At 58.8% G+C, this 21,349-nt stretch carries 20 protein-coding genes; 17 read left to right on the top strand and 3 right to left on the bottom strand.

The genetic code is table 11. The features are described from left to right. Nucleotides 1-10: 10 nt before the first annotated feature. Together tatC and HMPREF2978_RS03715 are read left to right on the top strand one after the other, a co-directional pair. Nucleotides 11-1,000, top strand: coding sequence for a twin-arginine translocase subunit TatC (tatC, locus tag HMPREF2978_RS03710; RefSeq protein WP_070528241.1), 990 nt, complete (start codon nucleotides 11-13; stop codon nucleotides 998-1,000). 87 nt (nucleotides 1,001-1,087) lie between these two features. Continuing rightward, nucleotides 1,088-3,901, top strand: a complete 2,814-nt coding sequence (locus tag HMPREF2978_RS03715; RefSeq protein WP_070744113.1) for a DEAD/DEAH box helicase — start codon at nucleotides 1,088-1,090, stop codon at nucleotides 3,899-3,901. 7 nt (nucleotides 3,902-3,908) lie between these two features. Here HMPREF2978_RS03715 and HMPREF2978_RS03720 read toward each other — a convergent pair whose 3' ends face one another. Continuing rightward, the gene (locus HMPREF2978_RS03720) at nucleotides 3,909-4,538 is read right to left on the bottom strand and encodes a serine protease (RefSeq protein ID WP_246818721.1); all 630 of its coding nucleotides are present in this window, start codon (nucleotides 4,536-4,538) and stop codon (nucleotides 3,909-3,911) included. Between the two features lie 45 nt (nucleotides 4,539-4,583). Here HMPREF2978_RS03720 and HMPREF2978_RS03725 point away from each other — a divergent pair, with 45 nt between their 5' ends. Then, the gene (locus tag HMPREF2978_RS03725; RefSeq protein ID WP_070528238.1) at nucleotides 4,584-5,717 is read left to right on the top strand and encodes a M24 family metallopeptidase; all 1,134 of its coding nucleotides are present in this window, start codon (nucleotides 4,584-4,586) and stop codon (nucleotides 5,715-5,717) included. Then, nucleotides 5,717-6,472: an SDR family oxidoreductase gene (locus HMPREF2978_RS03730; RefSeq protein WP_070744115.1), complete on the top strand. Its 756-nt coding sequence runs from the start codon at nucleotides 5,717-5,719 to the stop codon at nucleotides 6,470-6,472. Before HMPREF2978_RS03725 ends, HMPREF2978_RS03730 begins: the two co-directional genes overlap by 1 nt. Here the strand turns inward: HMPREF2978_RS03730 and HMPREF2978_RS03735 are convergent. Further along, entirely contained in the window at nucleotides 6,469-7,311 is an 843-nt protein-coding gene (locus tag HMPREF2978_RS03735; protein WP_070744117.1) for a cobalamin biosynthesis protein, read from the bottom strand. The two genes, HMPREF2978_RS03730 and HMPREF2978_RS03735, sit on opposite strands and share 4 nt — an antisense overlap. 70 nt (nucleotides 7,312-7,381) lie before the next feature. Here HMPREF2978_RS03735 and HMPREF2978_RS03740 point away from each other — a divergent pair, with 70 nt between their 5' ends. From HMPREF2978_RS03740 to musI, 9 genes are all read left to right on the top strand, one after another. Then, nucleotides 7,382-7,963, top strand: a complete 582-nt coding sequence (locus tag HMPREF2978_RS03740) for an FxsA family protein (RefSeq protein WP_070528231.1) — start codon at nucleotides 7,382-7,384, stop codon at nucleotides 7,961-7,963. After that, complete coding sequence (gene lnt / locus HMPREF2978_RS03745; protein ID WP_371326357.1) at nucleotides 7,963-9,450, top strand: apolipoprotein N-acyltransferase; 1,488 nt, start codon at nucleotides 7,963-7,965, stop codon at nucleotides 9,448-9,450. Before HMPREF2978_RS03740 ends, lnt begins: the two co-directional genes overlap by 1 nt. Before the next feature lie 28 nt (nucleotides 9,451-9,478). After that, a complete protein-coding gene (locus HMPREF2978_RS03750; protein WP_070446632.1) occupies nucleotides 9,479-10,354 on the top strand; it encodes a polyprenol monophosphomannose synthase in 876 nt (291 codons plus the stop codon). Nucleotides 10,355-10,561: 207 nt separating this feature from the next. Continuing rightward, the gene (locus HMPREF2978_RS03755; protein ID WP_070446633.1) at nucleotides 10,562-11,692 is read left to right on the top strand and encodes an ABC transporter ATP-binding protein; all 1,131 of its coding nucleotides are present in this window, start codon (nucleotides 10,562-10,564) and stop codon (nucleotides 11,690-11,692) included. Between the two features lie 82 nt (nucleotides 11,693-11,774). After that, a complete protein-coding gene (locus HMPREF2978_RS03760) occupies nucleotides 11,775-13,019 on the top strand; it encodes a DUF4032 domain-containing protein (RefSeq protein WP_070446634.1) in 1,245 nt (414 codons plus the stop codon). Between the two features lie 364 nt (nucleotides 13,020-13,383). Next, nucleotides 13,384-14,715: an ABC transporter substrate-binding protein gene (locus HMPREF2978_RS03765; protein ID WP_070446635.1), complete on the top strand. Its 1,332-nt coding sequence runs from the start codon at nucleotides 13,384-13,386 to the stop codon at nucleotides 14,713-14,715. Between the two features lie 188 nt (nucleotides 14,716-14,903). After that, nucleotides 14,904-15,749: a carbohydrate ABC transporter permease gene (locus HMPREF2978_RS03770; RefSeq protein ID WP_010186593.1), complete on the top strand. Its 846-nt coding sequence runs from the start codon at nucleotides 14,904-14,906 to the stop codon at nucleotides 15,747-15,749. 3 nt (nucleotides 15,750-15,752) lie between these two features. Continuing rightward, complete coding sequence (locus HMPREF2978_RS03775) at nucleotides 15,753-16,667, top strand: carbohydrate ABC transporter permease (RefSeq protein WP_070446636.1); 915 nt, start codon at nucleotides 15,753-15,755, stop codon at nucleotides 16,665-16,667. Nucleotides 16,668-16,690: 23 nt separating this feature from the next. After that, the gene (gene musI, locus HMPREF2978_RS03780) at nucleotides 16,691-17,332 is read left to right on the top strand and encodes an ABC transport system MusEFGK2I component MusI (RefSeq protein ID WP_070446637.1); all 642 of its coding nucleotides are present in this window, start codon (nucleotides 16,691-16,693) and stop codon (nucleotides 17,330-17,332) included. 102 nt (nucleotides 17,333-17,434) lie between these two features. On the opposite strand, the gene HMPREF2978_RS03785 is transcribed toward musI, so the two are convergent. After that, nucleotides 17,435-17,818 carry an RNA polymerase-binding protein RbpA gene (locus HMPREF2978_RS03785; protein WP_010186588.1) on the bottom strand — a complete coding sequence of 128 codons (384 nt, stop codon included), beginning with the start codon at nucleotides 17,816-17,818 and terminating at the stop codon, nucleotides 17,435-17,437. Nucleotides 17,819-17,953: 135 nt separating this feature from the next. Between HMPREF2978_RS03785 and HMPREF2978_RS03790 the strand changes: the two genes are divergently transcribed. The 4 genes from HMPREF2978_RS03790 to HMPREF2978_RS03800 all read left to right on the top strand — a co-directional run bounded on the left by HMPREF2978_RS03790 (nucleotide 17,954) and on the right by HMPREF2978_RS03800 (nucleotide 21,196). Next, entirely contained in the window at nucleotides 17,954-18,313 is a 360-nt protein-coding gene (locus HMPREF2978_RS03790; RefSeq protein WP_070446638.1) for a hypothetical protein, read from the top strand. Nucleotides 18,314-18,316: 3 nt separating this feature from the next. Next, a complete protein-coding gene (locus HMPREF2978_RS03795; protein WP_070446639.1) occupies nucleotides 18,317-19,018 on the top strand; it encodes a YceI family protein in 702 nt (233 codons plus the stop codon). A 12-nt stretch (nucleotides 19,019-19,030) separates the two neighbouring features. After that, complete coding sequence (locus HMPREF2978_RS13180) at nucleotides 19,031-19,195, top strand: hypothetical protein (RefSeq protein WP_168160904.1); 165 nt, start codon at nucleotides 19,031-19,033, stop codon at nucleotides 19,193-19,195. A 630-nt stretch (nucleotides 19,196-19,825) separates the two neighbouring features. Further along, entirely contained in the window at nucleotides 19,826-21,196 is a 1,371-nt protein-coding gene (locus HMPREF2978_RS03800) for an MFS transporter (protein ID WP_070744119.1), read from the top strand. The last annotated feature ends 153 nt before the right edge of the window (nucleotides 21,197-21,349 follow it).

Raw genomic sequence — 21,349 nt, forward strand, 5'->3', positions numbered from 1 at the left:
AACGGGGGAGATGACATTAGTTCAGCACCTCCAGGAGCTGCGCCGACGCATCGTCATTTCCCTCCTCGCCCTCGTGGTGGGCGCCATCATCGGATTCATCTGGTACCAACACGCCCCGTTTGGCATGTCACCGCTGGGCGAGATCTTGCGTGGGCCCTATTGCTCGCTGCCTGAGGAAAAGCGCATCTCTTTCACTGCGGATGGCGAGTGCCGCTTGCTTGCCACCAGCCCCTTCGAAATGCTGCTGCTGCGCCTCAAAGTGGGCGCGTTGGCTGGCGCAGTAATGTCCTCACCGGTCTGGCTCTACCAGATTTGGGCCTTCATCGTGCCCGGCCTGCACAAGAACGAACGCCGCTTTACCTTCTTATTTGTCTCGACAGCGGTCTTGCTTTTCGTGCTCGGCGCGGTCCTTGCCTACGTCATCCTTTCAGTGGGCCTGGAATTCCTCATGGGCATGGGCTCCGAGTATCAAACTGCAGCACTGACAGGTGAGCGTTACTTCTACTTCCTGCTGGCGTTGCTGCTGATCTTTGGCGTCAGCTTTGAGATCCCTCTACTCGTGGTATGCCTTAACCTGATCGGTGTATTGGAATATGACCACGTCAAGGACAAGCGCCGCATCATCATTGTGGTCATCATGATTTTCGCCGCGGTTGTTACACCGGGCCAAGAACCCTTCTCAATGTTGGTTTTGGCCGGTGCCCTTGTGGTTCTTGTAGAAATAGCTTTCCAGTTCTGCCGCATCAACGACAAGCGTCAGAAGCGCCAGCGCCCGGATTGGATGGACTTGGATGATGAAACTGCCTCGTCGCTGGATGAAGGTCCGGGTGCCATTGGCGCACCAACTCCGGTGTCCGCATCCACGAGCGTTTCTGCGTCTTCGCGGCCGGTATCTTCCAGGCCTGTTCCCCCGGCTTCAACTCCTGACGCTCGGGTACAGCAACCTCAGCAGACGAATACTCAGCCCCCGCAGAGCGGCTTTTTCGACGACGTTCTGTAGCCTCGCGGGCCTTCTAATCAAGAGTTCTGTGCGGGGACTTGTACCGGCGTGCTAGTGCCCCGTCCCTGACAGGTACTCTGGGGACTTATGACACTGACGCATCTGGACGAGTTCACTCAAGCACTACCGTACTCACTGGATGACTTCCAGATTGAAGGATGCCAAGCAGTTGAAGCGGGCCACGGTGTTCTGGTCTGTGCGCCCACCGGCGCGGGTAAAACCGTGGTGGGTGAGTTTGCTGTTTCTTTGGCACTGCGCCAAGGAACCCGTTGTTTCTACACCACACCCATCAAGGCGCTGAGTAACCAGAAGTACCACGACCTGGTTGACGCGCATGGCGAGGATGCGGTCGGACTGCTGACGGGTGATGTCTCAATCAACTCCTCCGCGGACATCCTCGTGATGACCACTGAGGTTTTGCGCAACATGATTTATGCGGGCTCAGGCGCATTGGATCGCTTGACCCACGTGGTGATGGATGAGATCCACTTCTTGGCGGATGCCTCGCGCGGCGCAGTGTGGGAAGAAGTCATCCTCAACCTGGAGGAGCACGTCTCCATCATTGGCCTATCCGCAACGGTGTCCAACTCCGAGGAATTCGGCCGGTGGCTGACCACCGTGCGTGGTGACACCAAGGTCATCGTCACCGACAAGCGCCCAGTACCGCTGGACCAGTGGATGATGGTCGGCCGCAAGATCTACCCGCTCTTTGAACCCGACTCAGGCGGCCAGGTAAACAATGAACTGGCACAGCGCATCCAACGTCTGGAGGCCGGCGATACCGATAATGGCCGCGCAGACTATGCCCAGAACCGTGCGAGCTTCCGCGCCCGTGCCCGGCACAAAGGCGGCGGGCGCAGCGACCGGCACAGTGATCGGCGCAGCGGCGCGCCTCGTGCGCAAGACCGCTACCGTCCGCTAGGCCGTCCAGAGGTGCTCAAAGAGCTGCAGGCCATGGAGATGTTGCCGGCGATTACCTTCATCTTTTCTCGTGCGGGCTGCGATGGCGCGTTGTATCAGTGCCTGCGTTCCCGGATGGTGTTGACCTCCCAGGAGGAGGCCACCGAGATCAAGGCCATCGTCGATAAGGGCGTGGAAGGCATTCCGGAAGAAGACCTCAAGGTCCTTGATTTCAAACGTTGGCGCGAAGCACTCTCGCGCGGCTTTGCCGCTCACCACGCGGGCATGCTGCCCGCCTTTAGGCACATCGTGGAGGAACTGTTCGTCAAGGGCCTCGTCCGGGCAGTCTTTGCCACCGAAACCCTTGCCCTAGGCATCAATATGCCAGCGCGCACCGTGGTACTGGAAAAGCTGGTGAAATTCAACGGCGAGGCACACGTGGACCTCACCCCCGGCCAGTACACGCAGCTCACCGGCCGCGCCGGTAGGCGAGGCATCGATACCTTGGGCAATGCCGTCGTGCAGTGGGCACCCGCCATGGATCCCACGGCGGTGGCGGGGCTTGCATCAACTCGTACCTATCCGCTTATTTCTACCTTCGAGCCCGGCTACAACATGGCCATCAACCTGCTGGGCATGCTCGGCTTTGATGACTCACTGCGCTTGCTGGAGAAGTCTTTTGCCCAGTTCCAGGCGGACGGTTCCGTCGTGGAAGAGACTCGCGAGATTGAGCGCGCTGAGCATCGCGTCCGCGAACTTCGCGCACAGTTGGATCAGGCCGTGGATAACTTAGCTCCGCCGGCAGCTGATGGCGAGGACCCGGCTGAACTCCTCATGGATTATATGCGCCTGCGCCGCGCGCTTACCGACGAGGAAAAGTCAGCGCGGGCCTCCAAAAAGGAGGAGAGGAACAAGGAGGTCGCGGCTGTCTTGGCCCGGCTGCAAATGGGTGAGGTCATCGCCATCGCGACCAAGAAGCGCCCAACGCTGGCAGTTGTCATCACCCCGGCCAACCAGACTGCTGATCCACGCCCCTGGGTTACCACGGAGTCCGGGTGGTCTGGACGCATCGATGCAGCCGGTATTGAAAATCCGCCGATGGTGCTCGGCCACATGAAGCTGCCGCGTGCGGCGCAGAAGAATCCGCGTCGGCATACCAAATACGTTCAGGATGCCTTCAAACGCGACTACTACAAGCGGCCTAAGAAGATGCGCACTGAGCCGCGTAATCGTCCCAACAAGAAGATCGCGCAGCTGCGCGATGCCCTCCGCGAGCACCCGGTGCACAATTGGCCGGCGACCGACCGCGAACAGTTGGCTGGTGTGGCCCAAAAGCTCGCCCGACGCGAGCTCGAGCTCCACAAGTTGGAAGCCAAGGTGGAGCGCGCGACGGATACCCTCGGCCGCACCTTCGAGCGCATCGTGGACCTGCTGGCGGAGATGGATTACGTAGAGTTTGAAGGCTACGGCGAGAACCGCGAGCCGGTCATCACGGACGAAGGCGAGCGTTTGGCCAAGATCCATTCCGAGTCCGACCTACTGGTGGCACAATGCCTTAAGCGGGGTATCTGGAATGACCTTGACCCGGCAGAGCTGGCCGGCGTTGCCTCCCTCTGCGTCTTCGAAAACCGAAAAGCCACCCGCGGCGAACCAGGTGCGGCTAGCGACGACATGGCGGACGCCATGAACGCAACGTGGCGCATCTACGCGGAGCTTGTCAGCGATGAGAAGCGCCATAACCTGCCGCAAACACGCGAGCCGGAGTCAGCCTTTGCACTCGCTATCCACCAATGGACCGCAGGCGCACCCTTGGCATATTGCATGGCTGCGGCTAACGAGTCAGGCGCGGAGCTGACTCCCGGTGACTTTGTCCGTTGGTGCCGCCAGGTCATCGATCTGCTCCAGCAGGTAGCCAAGACCGGCTACGAGGACGAAATTCGCCGCAATGCCCGGCGCGCCATTGACGCGATCCAGCGCGGCGTCGTCGCCATCGGCGCTTAGTCTCTTCCTAGTCTTCGGAGCTACCGCGAAGCAGTGCCGCGGCTGCCGCCGCGATAGCTGTGCGGTGGGGTGCGATGAGTGCCACGGTGGCTAGCTTGAGGTTGCGCCCCAACGGGTTAAGGATGAGAGCTTGCGTGCCGATGATGGCGTCATCGATTAAAGCTGGCCCGCCCGAGTCACCTTTGACCGCCGGATTCGTGTTGAAGACGAATCCGGCGGGGGAGACGGTGGTGAGGAAATCGACCGACCACGTGCGAAAGAAGGGCAGAAGAAATAACCCCGTTCGCTTCTGTGCGCGGCGGGCCCTTCCGCCGTATCCCCAGGTGCTCACGGGTGCACGAAAGGAGGGAGTACTGTGCGCGAGTCCCGGTAGGTTTCGAGGCGGTGCTGGTGTATCGAGCAAACACAAGGCCATGTCGGTTCCATCAATCGTACGCACGGCGGTGATCCGCCGGTTGAAACCGCCACTCACCTTGTAGTGATCAGCTTTGTCTAGGCCATCGCGGAAGAAGTGCGCGCAGGTCAGAACCAGCCGGGTTGCCTGCTGGGTGCAGGGCTTTAAGGAGGCATCGATGAGCACCCCCGAGCAATAGCTACGGCGGGTGCGGATCTTGACGGCTGCGGGATAGGAATTCACGGCGCCCAGCTTAACTGGACGAAGGCGAGCGGTAGGCTAACTCCCATGACTGATTATGCTTCCCGCTTGGACCGCGCCCGCGCGATTGCCGCTGCCAAGGGTATCGATGTGTTGCTGGTAGGTACCGGGGCCGAGTTCGCGTATCTTACGGGTTCCTGGATCTCGTCCCATGAACGTCTGACCTGCTTGGTTATCCGTCCCGACGCCCAACCGATCATCGTAGCGCCAAGCACCGACATTGAGTCGCTTCAGGGCGTTGCCACGCAGCTGGTGGGGTGGCACGATGGCCAAGATCCCTATGCGCTGGCCTTGGAAGGTGTGCGTCTCAGCACCGTTGCCTTGGGCTCCTCGCTGACCGCAGACCACGTGTTGCGTTTCCAGTCCGCAGTTCGAGACCAGCTAGTTCCGTCCTCACCTTCTTCGACGTCCTCGACGGAGGTACCGCAAGTGGAATACCTTCTAGCTACTGAGGCGCTGGCTGAGCTCTTTAGCCGCAAGGACTCAGATGAGGTAGCGGAGCTGCGCGCTGCTGCGGAGGCTATCGACGCCGTGCACGCCGAGGTCCCGCGTCTCTTAAAGCCGGGGCGCACTGAGGCCGAAGTAGCCGCTGATTTGCGGGAGCTCATCTTGCGCGAACACGATGCGGTTGACTTCATCATCGTTGGTTCCGGCCCAAACGGGGCAAACCCACACTATGACTATGGGGACAGGGAACTTGGCGCGGGTGATCCCGTCGTGGTGGATATCGGAGGGACGCTGGCCTCCGGTTATCACTCTGACTGCACCCGCACCTATGTGGTGGGAGCGGACCCCTCTGCGGCGCCCGCCGATTTCCAGGAGGCCTATGCGGTGTTGGAAAAGGCCCAGGCTGCCGGACGAGCCGCCGCGCGCCCAGGCACAACCGCTCAGGAGATAGACCGTGCCACGCGCAGTGTGATCGAAGCGGCCGGTTGGGGTGAATATTTCACGCACCGCACGGGGCACGGCATTGGCTTGTCGACGCACGAGGAGCCCTTCATCATGGAGGGAAATGAGCTGGAGCTTTCCCCGTCCATGGCCTTTTCGATTGAGCCGGGAATCTACGTCCCGGGTAAGTGGGGTATGCGTCTGGAGGACATCGTGGTGACCACTGAATCCGGGCATGAGTCCCTGAACCAGGCCCCGAGGGGGTTGCGCTGATGGGAGAAACTGGCGCGCTACTGATCCTTGGCGGGCGCAGCGATATCGGTGGCGAGCTTGCACGCCGTCTGTGTGCAGGCCGCCCAGTAGTACTTGCCGCGCGGGGTGAGCACGGTATGGATGAACTCACCACAGAGCTTCTCCGCAGAGGGGCGGTTTCCGTTCACACGCTTTCCTTCGATGCCGCGGATGTTTCCTCCCACCGCGCAGTTATCGAGCAAGCTGCAACGCTCGCGGGTGAGGACATCACGACGGCGGTTGTCGCCTTCGGAATCTTGGGTGACCAGGAACAAGCTGAGCACGACGAGGCGCATGCCTTCGACATCGCCCTGATTGATTATGCCGCGCAGGTATCCATACTCACCGTGCTGGCCGACGTCATGAAAAGAGGCCACATTGTGGCCTTTTCCTCCATTGCGGGCTGGCGTGCACGGCGGGCCAACTATGTCTATGGCTCAACCAAGGCTGGCCTCGATGCCTTCTGCCAAGGTCTGGCGGATCGCCTGCAGGGCAGCGACCTAGCGCTGATCACCGCGCGCCCCGGTTTCGTTATCGGGTCCATGACACAAGGGATGAAGCCCGCGCCGCTGTCGGTGACACCTGACGTAGTCGCACAAGCTGTGGTCAGAGCCGTCGAGTCCTCGTCGAGTTCGCGGCCGGTGTCCCGCACGCTGTGGATCCCACGAGCGCTTCAGCTGTTGGCCTGGGTCATGAAGCTTGTCCCGCGCCCCATCTGGCGGCACATGCCGCGTTAGCGATGTCCGAGCGCGGGGGAGTTGGCATCGAAGATGAAGCCGCGCGGTGCAAGGACGCGCAGCACCACGTCGGCATCGCCTTCGGCCAGATCGTGGATGACTAAGCCTCGCCAGGGGGTTACCGAGATGGAAGCGCCCAGCTGGGCAATAAGCCCCGCGTACTCACCGGGCAGCACGCCATCGTGCAGGCCCGCGCCCAGGTCGACGCGGCCGGGCTTGGTGTGATCGGTCAGCCAACCGATGGGCAAGGCCGGCTGTGCAGGGGCCGTACGCGCAGAAAAGGCGAAGCTGTCGAGGTCTTCAGAAAGCCCATTGGACACCTCGAGCACATAGTCCACGAGCTGCGAGATTGCTTCTTCTAACTCCAGGGTTGGACCTGTAGCTGCTCCCTCTCGAATGAGGCGCGCGGAGCCGGCGTCCTCATCATCGTCTCCTGTACTGACGCTGGATAGTTGGAGCCCAGCCGCCACACCGTGTGAGAGGAGATCGCCCGCGCCACCATCGATGCCGAAGACTGCATCCCGGTCGAGAGCGGGGGAGGCTCCTTTGGCTGCAGCCAGGGCATCAGCAACGCGCTGCGCCACACGGCGTGCGTGAAGGGAGAGGGGAGAGGCCAGCACGTGGGCGTCGGTGGTGGGCAGGGGGACGTCGCCAAGCACCTGCTCATCACGGATGCCGCGCAGGCTGATGACGCTGTGCTGCTCTAGGTACACATTGCCATCGCCATGTTCCCTAGCGGCCTGGCCGAGGGCAAGCCACTGCTCGGGGGTGACAACACCGCCTGCCGGATGGAAGCGCAAGGTATCGGATTCGGGATGCTTCGACTCGGAAAGGGACATGGTGGGTCAGTCTAATCGCTCCGGGAGGGTCTCCAGCGAACCAGCAGGTCTAGCAAGTATGGTGGGCTGCATGCCGTTTCTTCTGTTCATCGCGTACATCCTCCTCGAAACCCTGGCGTTTTGGGCAGTTGCCGAGTGGATTGGAGTGCTGTGGGCACTACTAGCCCTGGCGCTGACCATGCTCTTCGGTATGACGATAGCCAGCTGGGAAGTTCGCCGCATGATGGTCAGCCGCATCCGCCAGGCCGAAGACGGAGTCTATGTAATGGAGGATCCCACTCCAGGTAAAACAGCCGGCAACGTCGGCCTGACTATGGTGGGCGGAATCCTGCTTTCGCTGCCCGGCTTCGTCTCCACGATCATCGGTGCTCTGCTCATTTTTGCACCAACTCGTTCCATCATCCGCACGCTTCTTGCTGCATCGATGTTCCGGAAAATCGAGGATATGGGTGTGCGCGTTTACGAGGCCTCACCCATGGCACAACACCGCGACTCCTATGGATCCTTTGGAAGCTTCGGCGCGGGTGCTACCGGCAGCGCCATGGGAAGCAGGGGACAAGCGGACCACACGCACGAAGTCCTCGATGAAGATGAAATCCGCACATGGACCCAACACGTCAAGCCCGAAGACTTTGAGGACGGAAATAAATAGTGCTCACTGTGTGTGCCCGGCTTGTCCTCGCAGCTCTTTCGGGCGCGGTCACGTATCTATCGGTGGAGCCGCGCGGCTGGTGGGCGGCGGGAATCATTGGGGTGGCCATGTTGGTGGCCGCGTTATCGCCTTGGCGAAAGCCCCTGCATTTAGGGTGGGCGGCGCTCATCGCTGTGGTCCATAGCGCTGTCTTGTATCTCTTCACGCTTCCGTGGATTGGTGAGCTCGTGGGCAACATGCCCTATATTGCGCTCGCTATCTTCCTGTCCTTGTACAGCATCCTCCTCGGTACCGGTGGGGCAGCGTTACTGCGTTTAAACTATGGCTTCGCGCTTTTTCCCTTCTTTTATGTGGCGGTGGAAATGCTGCGCTCCTCCGTCCCCTTTGGCGGCTTTGCCTGGGTACGTCTGGCGTGGGGACAGATTGAAGGCCCGCTCGCCAACCTTGCCCCATGGGGTGGGCCTGCGCTTATTAGCTTCGCGGTCGTCTGCGTCGCCGCGGGTGTGGTGGGCCTTGCGCGCGCACCACGGTTAGCCTGTGCCTTCCTGGCAGTGCCGCTTCTTGCAGGGCTCATCGCCTCGCAAGGCGTGAACCGACCTAGCCACATCACAAGCACGATCACGGTAGCCGCTGTCCAGGGAAACGTCCCCCGGCTGGGCCTTGACTTTGCAGCGCAACGCCGCGCAGTGTTGGATAACCACGTCCGCGTCACTGAGCAGGCAGCACAGGATGGAGCACGGCCAGACATCGTCTTTTGGCCTGAGAACTCCTCCGATATCAATCCTTTTGCCAACGAGGACGCACGGGCGCTTATCGACGGCGCCGCCCACGACATCGACGCCCCCATCCTCGTCGGAACTCTCACCCGAGATGAGGTCGGCGCGCGCAATACGATGCAGGTATTCAACCCGGATGGCTCGGTGGGGCAGCACCACTACAAAAAGTACTTGCAGCCCTTTGGTGAGACGATGCCGATGCGTGAATTCTTTAGGAAGATCACCGATCTGGTAGACCTAGCGGGCGACATGAAGCCCGGTGATGGGTCAGGAGTGGTGACTATGGCAGGGACTGCGGTGGGCGTTGCTACGTGCTACGAGGTCAGCTTTGACCAGGCGTTCCGAACGGCCATCGATAACGGCGCACAGATTCTCACAACGCCGACGAATAACGCCACGTTCAGCGATTCTGACATGACCTACCAGCAGCTGGCTATGAGCCGCCTGCGCGCAATGGAAGCGGACCGAGCCGTGGTTGTGGCCGCCACATCAGGAGTCTCAGCCATCGTGCACCCCGATGGTTCAGTGAGCCAGGAAAGCGGTATCTTTGAACCGGCTTATCTCGAAGAGGAACTTCCGCTGCGAGAAGGGCGTACATTTGCGGTGCGTTATGGTTCGCTCCTGCAGTGGCTCATGACTATTATTGGAACGGTCTGCGCGCTGTTTGCGATCCATTCCACCCGCTTGACTGGACGACGCAGCGCGTCTTAAAGCAGAAACCTAAAGGAGCAAGTAACTAGTGAGCTCGACCCACGAATCTACTCTGGTCATCATCCCCACCTACAACGAGATTGAGAACCTGCCGCTGATTACCGGCCGCGTGCGCAAGGCCACTCCCGAGGTTCACATCCTGATCGTGGACGATAATTCCCCGGATGGCACCGGAGAGGCTGCAGACAAGCTGGCCGCCGAGGATCCTCACCTGCACGTGCTGCACCGCGAAGGCAAGGGTGGCCTTCTCGGCGCTTATATCGCCGGCTTCGAGTGGGGCCTAGAGAAGGATTACCAAGTTCTGTGCGAAATGGACGCCGACGGCTCCCACGCGCCGGAGCAACTCCACCTCTTGCTTGAGGAAATCGAGAAGGGCGCAGATCTGGTCATTGGCTCTCGCTACGTACCGGGTGGAGAGACAGTGAACTGGCCTGCCAACCGCGAGCTGCTTTCCCGCCTGGGCAACAAGTACATTTCTGTCGCCCTGGGTGCTGGCATCAATGACATGACCGCTGGCTACCGCGCTTTCCGGCGCGAGCTGCTTGAACACCTCGACTTTGAAGAGCTCTCCAACGCCGGATACATCTTCCAGGTGGACGTTGCATTCCGCGCCATCAAGGATGGCTTTGATGTCCGCGAGGTTCCGATCACCTTCACCGAGCGCGAGCTTGGTGAATCCAAGCTGGACGGCTCCTTTGTCAAGGATTCCCTGCTCGAAGTAACCAAGTGGGGTGTGTCTCACCGCTCTGAGCAGATCAGCGATTTCACTTCGGAGATTTCGAAGATCACCTCCCGCACGGTCAAGGACATGGAGCTTGGCCACAAGGTCACCACGGTCAAGAACGCTGTATCGGACTTCGTTTCCGAAATCTCCAACCTAGTTAAAGGCACCTTCAAGAAGTAACTCGATGCCCACGGCGCCTCATACACGCCCGTGAATAAGAAAGCTAAGCCCGGAAGCCGCAGTATGGCCTCCGGGCTTTTTGCCGTAGTGACCAGTACTAGTGCTAATGTCATAAGTAGCACTTTAGCTGGTGCACAGTGACTTAATTCACTGTTTCTCACACTACGGATCGTTCGGCACGTACCTGCCGATGGAGGAGATTTTGCTATGGCAACCGTAACGTTCAAAGATGCTTCCCTAACCTACCCGGGAGCGAAAGAACCCACCGTCAAGAAATTCAACCTGGAAATCGCCGATGGCGAGTTCCTCGTCCTCGTCGGCCCTTCCGGCTGTGGTAAATCCACCACGCTGCGCATGCTGGCGGGTTTGGAAAACGTTACCGACGGTGCCATCTACATCGGCGACAAGGACGTCACCCACGTTGCTCCGCGCGACCGAGACATCGCCATGGTCTTCCAAAACTATGCGCTCTACCCGCACATGACCGTGCGCGAGAACATGGGCTTCGCACTGAAGATCGCCGGCAAGTCCCAAGACGAGATCAATAAGCGCGTCGACGAAGCCGCCGCCACTTTGGGCCTCACGGAGTTCCTCGAGCGCAAGCCGAAGGCCCTGTCCGGTGGTCAGCGTCAGCGTGTGGCCATGGGCCGCGCCATTGTTCGTAACCCGCAGGTCTTCCTCATGGATGAGCCGCTATCTAACCTCGATGCCAAGCTGCGTGTTCAGACCCGTACCCAGATTGCAGCCCTGCAGCGCAAGCTTGGGGTTACCACCGTCTACGTCACCCACGACCAGACGGAGGCCTTGACCATGGGTGACCGCATCGCGGTGTTGAAGGATGGCTACCTGCAGCAGGTTGGAGCGCCCCGCGAGCTTTATGACCGCCCCGCCAACGTCTTCGTCGCCGGCTTCATCGGCTCCCCAGCCATGAACCTGGGCACCTTCTCAGTCAAGGATGGGGACGCCACCTCTGGTCACGCTCGCATCAAGCTTTCCCCGGAAACCCTCGCTGCGATGACGCCGGAGGATAATGGCCGCATCACCATCGGTTTCCGCCCGGAGGCGCTGGAGATCATTCCGGAAGGCGAGTCCACCGAACTTTCCATCCCAATCAAGCTCGACTTCGTGGAGGAACTTGGTTCTGATTCCTTCCTCTACGGCAAGCTGGTGGGTGAGGGCGACCTCGGATCCTCAAGCGAGGACGTCCCCGAGTCCGGCCAAATCGTCGTCCGCGCTGCGCCGAACACCGCGCCTGCCCCGGGCAGTATTTTCCACGCACGCATCGTGGAGGGTGGCCAGCATAACTTCTCGGCGTCGACTGGCAAGCGCCTTCCTTAAGCCCGCGTGCCGGCTGCCCCGCGGCACGTAATAGGTAGGGCAGTTCTAGCCACAATCAGCAGAAAAGGTGGAGTGATTCGCCATGAAAGAGTCCATGAGCATCACCTCGTCGACGTACGCGTCGGCGCTGCTGACACTGCCCTGGGATACGCCCCTGGAACATTGGCCCGATGATCTCATCGCCGCACTGCCCAGGGGTATTTCCCGGCACATCGTGCGTTTCGTGGGGATCAACCGTGGCATCGTCGCGGTCAAAGAAATTGGTGCGCGTACCGCCCACCACGAGTACAAGATGCTGCGTGAACTGCAGCGCCTTGGCGCCCCCAGTGTGCGGCCAGTAGCCGTGATCACCGGACGCCATCCGGCAGAGGAAGACTACGGTGAGCTCACCGCAGCTTTGGTGACCGAGCACTTGGAATTTTCCCTGCCCTATCGCGAGATCTTCTCTCGGCACCTCACGGTCGTGGAAGCGGAGAAGCTCATCCGCGCCCTGTCCGTGCTTTTGGTGCGGATGCATCTGCTCAACTTCTACTGGGGCGACGTGTCATTGTCCAACACTCTCTTTCGGCGCGATGCCGAAACCTATTCCGCCTATCTCGTCGATGCCGAGACAGGAGAGTTCCAGCCCAACCTCTCTGAATCACGCAGGCTTTACGACGTCGACATAGCCCGCGTCAACATCATCGGCGAGCTCATGGACCTCCAGGCGGGTGAATGCCTAGATAGGTCCATCGATGTCATCGCCCTAGGAGGCCTCGTCGAAAGCTCTTATCTTGAACTGTGGACGGAGCTCACCGCGGAGGAATCCGTCGATGCCAGTGAATACTGGCGCGTCTCCGAGAGAATTGACCGCCTCAATCAACTGGGCTTTGACGTAGGGGAGCTCAAGGTCACGAAGGACGATTCGCGGCAGGTTGTGCGCATTCGCCCTGTCGTGGTGGATCCGGGCCACTATCGTGCAGAGCTGCTGAGCTTGACCGGGCTGAGCGTCGAGGAGCATCAGGCCCAACGCCTGTTGGGCTCGATACAGGCCTATCAGGCCGTCGAATGCGGACCGCATGTGGGTCTTACCCAAGCCGCGCATCTTTGGATGACGCATGAATACGAGCCGACCATCGCCGCCGTCCCCGTGGAGATGTTAGACAAGCTGGAGCCGGCACAGATCTTCCACGAAATCGTTGACCATCGCTGGTTCCTTGCCCAAGAAAGGGGAGGGGATGTCACCCTCCCGGAGGCCACGGCATCCTATCTTGAATCCGTGCTTCCTGCCCGCCGCGACGAGGCTCGCCTCCTCAGCACAAGCCCTTCAGAAGAAGACTTGTCATAACCTCTCGCGTGCCCCAACAGCTCCTGCGATCACAAATCCTCCCTCCTATCCTCAGCTGTTTTTTATATGTATTTGTATGGTTTAGGCCCGATTGCCCCATAAATGGGGAAGGTTTCAATGTCCGAATATGGATATGGTCACAATCGGGTGTTTTGGGTCCGAATTCTTTTGAATATGTGGAATTCCTCACTAAGGTGGAAGACAGGCTAACCAGTTCATAGTCGGACTACGATCCGCTATGAAGCACTTGGTGGCGCTGGGAAGAAGCCTTCGTTGCTGGAGGTCTCCCAGACACAACCGAATACGAGCCAGGTATCCATCTCGGCTCATCATCCCGCTTTTCATCAAGAAAGATGAGGACCTCATGAAGCGTCTTACTCGCATCGCATCCATCAGCATGGCATCCATGCTCGCCGCCGCAAGTCTCGTCGCGTGCTCCGGCTCCACCGACGAGGAAGGCGATGTTTACTTCCTGAACTTCAAGCCCGAACAGGACGCGGCATACCAGGAGATCGCAAAGGCCTACACTGAAGAGACCGGTGTTAAGGTCAAGGTCGTCACTGCCGCCTCCGGCTCCTATGAACAGACCCTCAAGGCCGAGATTGGCAAGGACGAGGCCCCGACTCTCTTCCAGGTCAATGGCCCAGCTGGCTTCATCACCTGGCAAGATTACATGGCAGATATGTCGGACACCGAGGTTGCTAAGCAGCTGACCGACGATATTCCGCCGCTGACCACCGAGGATGGCGAGGTACGTGGCGTTCCGTTCGCCGTCGAGGGCTTCGGAATCATCTACAACGACGAGATCTTCGACAAGTACATCGCCACGTCTGGCGCAAAGATCAAGTCCACGGATGAGATCACGAGCTACCAGAAGCTCAAGGAAGTCGCCGAGGATATGCAGGCAAAGAAGGACGAGCTTGGTATCGAGGGTGCCTTCGCCTCCACCTCACTGACATCCGGTGAGGACTGGCGTTGGCAGACTCACCTGGCCAACGCTCCGATCTGGCAGGAGTACCAGGACAAGGGCGTCGAGGACACCAACGAGATCGAGTTCTCCTACAACAAGGAGTACAAGAACCTCTTCGATCTCTACCTTGAGAACTCCACCGTAGAAAAGTCTCTTGCGCCTTCTAAGACGGTGTCCGATTCCATGGCTGAGTTTGCGCAGGGCAAGGCCGCCATGGTTCAGAACGGTAACTGGGCATGGTCCCAGATTTCCGAGACCTCTGGCAACGTGGTCAAGGAAGACAAGATCAAGTTCCTGCCCATGTACATGGGTCTGCCGGATGAAGAAAAGCACGGCATCAACGTCGGTACCGAGAACTACCTGGGCGTGAACTCTGAGGCATCTGAGGTTGACCAGCAGGCCACCAAGGACTTCATCGACTGGCTGTTTACCTCTGAAGCTGGCAAGGAGCACGTGGTTAAGGACCTTGGCTTCATCGCGCCGTTCGAGAGCTACACCGCCGAGGACACCCCCAACGATCCGCTGGCTCAGCAGGTCGCGGAAGCTATCGCTAACAAGGATCTGACCACCTACCCGTGGAACTTCCAGTACTTCCCGTCCCAGCAGTTCAAGGATGACTTCGGCCAGGATCTGTCGCAGTACGCCTCCGGAAAGCTGAAGTGGGAGGACGTCGTCAAGCACTTCAAGGACAACTGGGCTGCTGAGAAGGAATCCAACTGGGGCTAAAGCTCTATCCCCATCTCCCTCGCCACACGCCTTCTAAGTAGCGGACGTCGGGGAGGGGAGTAGGTGAGGGTTGTGGCCCGCGTCGCGAGCTTGTCCGCGAGCGGTTACTCCACATCCTCAGCCTCCTCTCCTCGTCGCCGTCCCGCTGGGAAACGTGTGGCACCACCTGAAATGAAGGTTTCACCACCATGCAAGCAACGCTGAAGAAGTACTTCCCAGTCTTTGTCTTGCCCACCCTTCTGGCATTCATGATTGCCTTCTTGGTGCCGTTCATCGTGGGTTTCTTCCTCTCCTTCACGAAGTTCACCACTATCACCAACGCCAAGTGGGTTGGCATAGACAACTACGTCAAAGCTTTCTCCCAACGCGAAGGTTTCATCTCGGCCTTCGGTTTCACCGTCCTCGTGGTCATCGTCTCCGTGATCACAGTCAACATCTTCGCCTTCCTCTTGGCGTGGATGCTGACCCGCAAACTCCGCGGCACCAACTTTTTCCGCACGGTCTTCTTTATGCCCAACCTTATCGGCGGCATCGTGCTGGGCTATACCTGGCAGACCATGATCAACGCCGTGCTTTCGCACTATGCCACGACGATTAGTGCGGACTGGAAGTTCGGCTATGCCGGCCTCATCATGCTGCTTAACTGGCAGCTCATCGGCTACATGATGATCATTTACATCGCCGGTCTCCAGAACGTCCCACCAGAGCTCATTGAGGCTGCCGAACTCGACGGCGTCAACAAGTGGGAAATGCTGCGCCACGTCACTATTCCGATGGTCATGCCATCCATCACCATCTGCCTCTTTTTGACTTTGTCGAACTCCTTCAAGCTCTTCGACCAGAACCTGGCGCTGACCAACGGCGCTCCTGGCGGGCAAACAGAGATGGTGGCGCTCAACATCGTCAACACGCTGTTTAACCGTATGAATGTCGAGGGCGTCGGCCAGGCCAAGGCTGTCATCTTCGTCGTCGTTGTGGTCGTCATCGCTTACTTCCAGCTGCGCGCGACCCGCTCCAAGGAAATCGAGGCTTAAGTTATGACTACCAGCACTTCAGCGCAGGCTGTTCCGGCCTCGAAGAAGAAGGATCACCAGCTTCCCTCGGATAATAAGACCCGGATGTCTGGCGGCGCCAAGTTCGTGGTCTACGCCATTTTGGCGTTCTTCACCATCGTCTTCCTTGGGCCGATCCTCTTCATCTTCATCAACTCCTTTAAGTCCAAGTTCGCTATCTCCTCCGATCCTTTCTCGCTTCCCATTGGTGAAACCTGGGTCGGCTTCGAGAATTTCCTGGTGGGCTTGACCAAGCAGGGCTTCTTGGAAGCCACGTTGTGGTCCTTCGTCATCACGATCCTGTCCGTCATCGTTATCGTGTTCTTCTCCGCGATGACCGCCTACTACATCACGCGCGTCAAGACGTGGTGGACGAACCTTCTATACTACCTCTTCGTGGTCTCCATGATTATCCCCTTCCAGATGGTCATGTTCCCGACGGTCAAGATTGCAGACATGCTCCACCTCAACAACCCGATCGGCATCGTTGTGCTCTACCTCGGTTTCGGTTCCGGTCTGTCGGTGTTCATGTTTGCAGGCTTCGTCAAGTCCATCCCTTTGGATGTTGAGGAAGCTGCGATGATCGACGGCTGCGGTCCGCTCCAGAACTACTTCCGGGTAGTCTGGCCTATGCTCAAGCCAACTGCCATCACCGTGGCCATTCTTAATGCCATGTGGGTGTGGAATGACTACCTGCTGCCATACTTGGTCATCGGCCTGTCCACGCGATACAAGACCATCCCGGTGGTCATCCAGTCCTTCGTTGGCTCCAACGGTAACCGCGATATGGGCGCCATGATGGCCATGCTGGTACTAGCCATCATCCCCATCGTCATCTTCTACTTCTCCACGCAGAAGCACATCATCGAAGGTGTGGCTGCCGGTGCCGTGAAGGGCTAAACGGGTGCGATAGGTTAAAAACCATGAATCGCATGCTCGGCCCCGAATCGAAGTTCTATGCTGCTCTGAGCCTCTTCGCTGACCTAGTCATCGTCAATGTTCTCTTGGTGATCACGTGCTTTCCCGTGTTCACCGGGGGAATGTCCTTGCGCACCGCCCATGCGGTGACCGGTCAAATGGTCCGCGAGGAAGGTTCTCGCCGCGGCTCGGCCTTCGTTCGGGGCCTTTTGACGCGCCCCGGGGTCAACACCGCATGGTGGCTCATTTGCCTCACCGTCGCCGCCTTGGCCGCGTATGAATTCGCCATTATTGCAAAGGCAGACCTGGGTTCAATGGGCCTAGTACTGCGCGCAGCCTTAATCTCGGGGCTTATCGTATTGGGCTGTGTCAGCGTATGGTTCTTCCATCTCGATGCACCGGGGCTTGGCTTCCGTCAAAGAAGCACACAGGCCATCATGAAGGCGGTAGGGCACCTACCGCGTACTCTATTGGCAGTATTGCCTGGCATCATGCTTGTTCTGTATCCCATCTTTTTCCCGGCGCAGTGGGGAGGCTACCTGTTCTTCCTCGCGGTGCTTGGCCCGGCTCTCGCGGTCTATCTCGCCGAGCTAGTGCTGCAATGGCCCGAACTGAATTCGCTATCACCCGATAGCCCCTCTGCATAACGCGGTGCGCGCCAGCTGGCCCAAAGCCAGAAATAGGGTAGTGGTATCCACGTCATCGTGGAACCACTACCCTGCAGTCTTTGTGGGCTTCCTAGAAGCGCTTTAAGCTTCGCCCTCCTCCTGCGCCTTCTGCTCCTTGAGCAGACGGGCAGCCGCGCGGCGACGAGAACGCAGATTCTCGATGCGCTCGGTCAAGAGTTCATCCAACTCCTCAATGGAGCGGCGCTCGCGCAGCATGTCCCAGTGGGTACGCGGCGGCTTCACGGGCTTGGACTCGACGCCTTCGCCCTCAACCAGAGTGCCGAGCTTACCGTTCTTGCACATCCACTCCTCGGGAATCTCCGCATCGTCAGCGAAGGGCACCTCATAGATGTCGCCGTCTTCGGTGCGGTACTTCACCATTTGGCGTGGGGCCAAGTCGTGGTCGCGGTCGGTTTCGTAGCTCACTGCGCCCATGCGGCTGCCACGGAGTACGCGATCTGCCATGCAACATCATCCTTTTCACGTGTTGAGGTAGGGAAGTGATCAGGGTCGACCCATATCACCCAGAGAACTAACATTATAACGAACGGCCCACTGCCTTTGTTCCCACCCTCGGTTTAATGGGCTAAGGTGTGTGAGGTGATTGGTACACAGGATCCGCAGCCCGGAAAGCCAACAAGGCGCGGCTCGGCTACCTGCCAGTGGTGCGGCAAAGAGATCGTCCAGGGCGGCCGAGGAAGGCCACGCAAGTTTTGCTCGCCCTCCTGCAAGCAACGCGCGTACGAACAGCGCCACAACGTCGCAGGGACGCCCATTCCAGCCAACGCTGTCATCTTGACTCCGGAGAAGGCCGACCGGCTTCGTGACGGCCTCTTCGAGCTTCGATGCTGTGCCGAGGACGTCGCCACGGCGGCGTCGGAAAGCGCCAGCGCGGAAGAAATGGAAGAACTGTGTGCCGAACTAGTCACATTGGCTCGCAAGCTTGAGGAATTGAGATAGCACATGAAATCTGTACTAGGCAACCGCAAACTGATTGTCAGCATCTTCGTGATCCTGATTGTGGCCTCAACGGCACTGGCTCTTGGACCGCTGGCGTTCTCGTTGATCATGGGCCGTGGCGTGAAGACCGAGCCGATCAACGCGGATAAGGTCCATGCCGCAACGACGGACGTCGACGGTGAATGGCAGGTGACGCAAGGTTCAGCGCATAACCACACCTCAGCAGGGTTTACTATCGACGAAATCCTCCCAGCAGATAAGCGCACGACGTCTGGTTCCACCAAGCATGTCACCGGCCAGGCAACCATTCAGAACGGCATCGTCGAGAAGGCGCGCATCACCGTGGACATGTCTTCCTTGACCACGGATAAAAAGGTTCGCGACCAAAACATGAAGACGAAACTCTTTGAGGTCTCAAAGTACCCAGAATCGACCTTTACATTGACCGAGCCGACTGATGTCTCCGCTGTGCCTGACGACGGCTCACTGGTTACCGTGCCACTCACAGGCGACCTCACCATCCACGGTCAGACCAAGAGCATGACGCAGGATTTCCAGGTGGTGCGCGATGGTGACACCATCATCCTGGGCGGCGATATCCCGGTTAACCGTCTCGACTACGGAATTGAGACTCCAGAGATGATCGCCGCGCGAATCTCGGAAACCGGCGAGATCAATGTCCGCGTAACCTTTGAGAAGAAATAGACACGGTTCCTTATGAACTCTCGCTATCTCATTCCAGTCCTGTGGATCCGGCTCGTCATCCTCGCAGGATTCGGCATTTTCATCTGGGTCCAGGACATGAAGCTCCTCGCTGCCTTCTCGGTGTTACTCGTAGCACTTACTGCGGTCCAGCTGGCGATCGCCTACCGTCAGCGCTAAAACTAGCACTCGGTACAGCCACAGGAACATAGCCTAATTACGTAACTGTGACTATATTTGGGCGATAAGAGGGTGCTGGCCGTGCGACAAACGGGGGCGCAGATCGGGAACGCCAAGAGCCAACAGCAATTAACCCCGCCTGCGCCCAGCGCAATTTTTGATACCAATGAGGAGCGCACAAATGGACCACCCGGAAACTGACGGGGGCTAGCACCCACACATCTGCAGGAAAGTCTCATACCGCCAAACGGCACAATGCAAGTGCAGTGAGCATTCCGCGTTACCTACACGGCGAGTGTCCCGAAGCCTAAGCGCCAATCGGCGGCAAGGTGGAGACGGTACGCCTGCCGCAGTTTTGAAACAATCCACGGACACCGACGCCGCACAGTAAAGGCCCAAACCCGAACCCAGGCAGGTTTAGCGGCAAGACCCCGCTTGGCCTACTGCTTAAATAGATGTCCGATAATGTACATTATGTCAGATAATCGGCGTACCCACTTCCCGGCCAATACAAAACTTACTCAAGAAGAATTTTTCACACATTGAGACTTTCATTTCAATACATGAGACGGTAGTGTTTCTCCCATAACCAATCGACCTATCGAAATAATCAAGGAGGGCGCCTCTCACATGACCGCCGTCAGCACCACGCCGCCAAAGACAGCGGCCCCCGCACAGCAGCTCACCAAACGTGACCGCGTGCGTGTGGCCGTAGCATCGACCATTGGTACGACCATCGAGTTCTATGACTTCTATATTTATGCCACGGCAGCCGTAGCCGTCTTTCCTTTCCTCTTCTTCCCGAAGACCGAGGACCCCACCGTTGCTTTGCTCCAGTCTTTTGCCACCTTCGGCCTGGCCTTCATCGCCCGGCCACTGGGCTCAGTGCTCTTTGGACACTTCGGCGATCGCATTGGCCGCAAGGCCACCCTCGTGGGCGCACTCCTCACGATGGGCATTGCCACCTTCATTATCGGTGTCCTCCCCACGTATCAGACCGCGGGCATTATCGCACCGGCCCTGTTGGCCCTGATGCGCTTCTGCCAGGGTCTGGGCCTGGGCGGCGAATGGTCCGGTGCAGCTTTGCTGGCTTCCGAGACCGCCGAGGAAGGCAAGCGCGCTTCCGCCGCCATGTGGCCGCAGTTCGGCGCACCTTTCGGGTTCTTGCTCGCCAATGGCTTCTTCCTGACTCTGGTTGCCACCATGGATTACTCCCGCGGCGACACCACCGGCACCTTCATGGAATGGGGCTGGCGCTTGCCCTTCCTCGCCTCCGCCGTCATGGTGCTCATTGGCCTCTATGTACGCCTGCGCCTGGAGGAAACCCCTGTCTTCCAGCAGGCAGTGGACGAAGGCAAGAAGGTCAAGACCCCCATGGTGGAGGCTTTCCGCACTGCCTGGAAGCCGATGATCATCGGCACCTTCGTCATGGTCTCCTGTTACACGCTGTTCTACCTGGTCACTACTTGGATTCTTTCCTACGGTATCGGCGATAAGACCAAGGAACTGGGTTTGGGAATCCCCTACCTGGAGTTCCTGGAAATCCAGCTGATCTCCATCTTCATGTTCATCATCGGTATCCCAGTATCTTCCATGCTGTCGGATAAGTATGGACGCAAGCCAATCCTGGTCGCGACCTCGCTCATCATGATTGCTTTCGGCTTTAGCTTCCCCTTCTTCCTCGGCATTGAGCACGCCGACCGCAACTCGGTCCTTGGCTTCTTGCTCGTCGGCATGTTCATCATGGGCCTCATCTTCGGCCCCATGTCGGCTGTCTTGCCGGAGCTCTTCCCCACTAACGTCCGCTACACCGGTTCCGGCATCGCGTACAATGTCTCCTCTATCCTCGGTGCCGCCGTGGCCCCGTTCATCGCAACGTGGCTGGTCAGCGCCTTTAACGTGAGCTACGTGGGCTATTACCTCATCATCGTCTGCTTCATCTCCCTCATCGCTATCCTTATGATGCAGGAGCTGAAGGACCAGGATCTTTCCCAGGTTTAGGTCTTCAGACACAAGCATCTCCCCGTCTCCCCCGGTGCTGCTCACCGAGGGGCGGGGAGATTTTTGTCGCACCGTGCCTCGCCGCCTCTAAAAGTGCAGACCTGGAAGTGCAGACTCGCTGCGTGCTGTCAAGGGGTGAATGCGCCACTTCGA

The organism is Corynebacterium sp. HMSC074C01 (genome assembly GCF_001814605.1).
Taxonomy (GTDB): domain Bacteria; phylum Actinomycetota; class Actinomycetes; order Mycobacteriales; family Mycobacteriaceae; genus Corynebacterium.